Source organism: Paenochrobactrum pullorum (genome assembly GCF_041929845.1).
GTDB classification, from domain to species: domain Bacteria; phylum Pseudomonadota; class Alphaproteobacteria; order Rhizobiales; family Rhizobiaceae; genus Paenochrobactrum; species Paenochrobactrum pullorum.
Genome location: NZ_JBHEEH010000052.1, coordinates 1 through 1109, shown reverse-complemented (window position 1 = coordinate 1109; position 1109 = coordinate 1). Strand labels below are relative to the sequence as shown.

At 52.6% G+C, this 1109-nt stretch carries 1 pseudogene; it reads right to left on the bottom strand.

Annotated features, from left to right (window positions below):
- Positions 1–1109: pseudogene (locus tag JNC77_RS17580) on the bottom strand (phage tail protein); the annotation flags it as partial.

Genomic DNA, 1109 nt, shown 5'->3' with positions numbered 1-1109 from the left:
ACCTGCTCGGCATAAGAAACAAAAGTCAGTTCAACCGATGCCATCAAGCGGCGATTGCCGTGCCTTGCCTCCAAATCTGTGCGGTGGATAGGCGGCGCCGTTTTAACAGCCCAGCCATCAGCCGGTGACGGATAAGTGGCAATGATGCCGTTGATGGTATCAGACAGCCCAAAGAAAGGCGTAAAGGACTGTTCTTCAGTCGACAGAATATCATCATCGTCAAAATGGATCACCGGCGCTTCAGGTGCACCGACAAACATCTGATAGATACCGCCAATCTCGGCGATGCGTCCCTGACAGGTTGCGTTGATTGCTTCCAGCGCAATTGAAAGTGCTGCATCAATGGTTACTTCACCGCCTGAGCGATATTGCGGCACCATTCCCTCAGCTGAGGCCACCGGCTTACGGCATTTGTTGATCGCAGCAATCCAGTTGGCAGACGGCAAACGCGCAGCTGACATGCCCTGCACACCGTAGAACCACTTACCGTCATAGGTTAGACCGCGCAGCAGGTTATAAGCCTGCACGGCAGGCAGATAGTCACCATCACCGCCCCATGTAGACCGGTCAGCTTGGCGATGCGAGCCATTACCACCATTAGTGCTGTCCTTGGACGGATCATAAAGGCGCATGCCGTCCAGCTCGAATTTAAAAGACGGAATGCCAGAAAACATGTTTTTGGAAACACGCGCGGTGATGACAACATAGGCGATGCCACGGCCAACGCGGGTTGCAGACCAATAACGATTACCATTGGAAGCCTTTGACACCAACAGACCATCGGCCTGTGTTTGTGTGCCGTCATAAAAACGGATCCAGAGATTAGGTTTGCCGTCTTTCAGATATTCCGTGACGACACTGCCAAATTCATCAACCCTATCGGAGATAGTCACCGGCTCATTATTCACCCACAGACGTATCAGCCCTTTAATCGGCAAATCAGAAAGCGCAATCACCTGTGTGAGATAGCCGTTCGGCGTATCTCCGTCTTTCCCCCAGGTATTTGCCCAGACCAGAGAACCGGCTGTAGCAGTGCGACCAAGAATAAAGGAGCGCGGCAGATCTCCGCCACCTTGCAAGGTGCCATTGATGGAAAAGGTCGGCTTTTG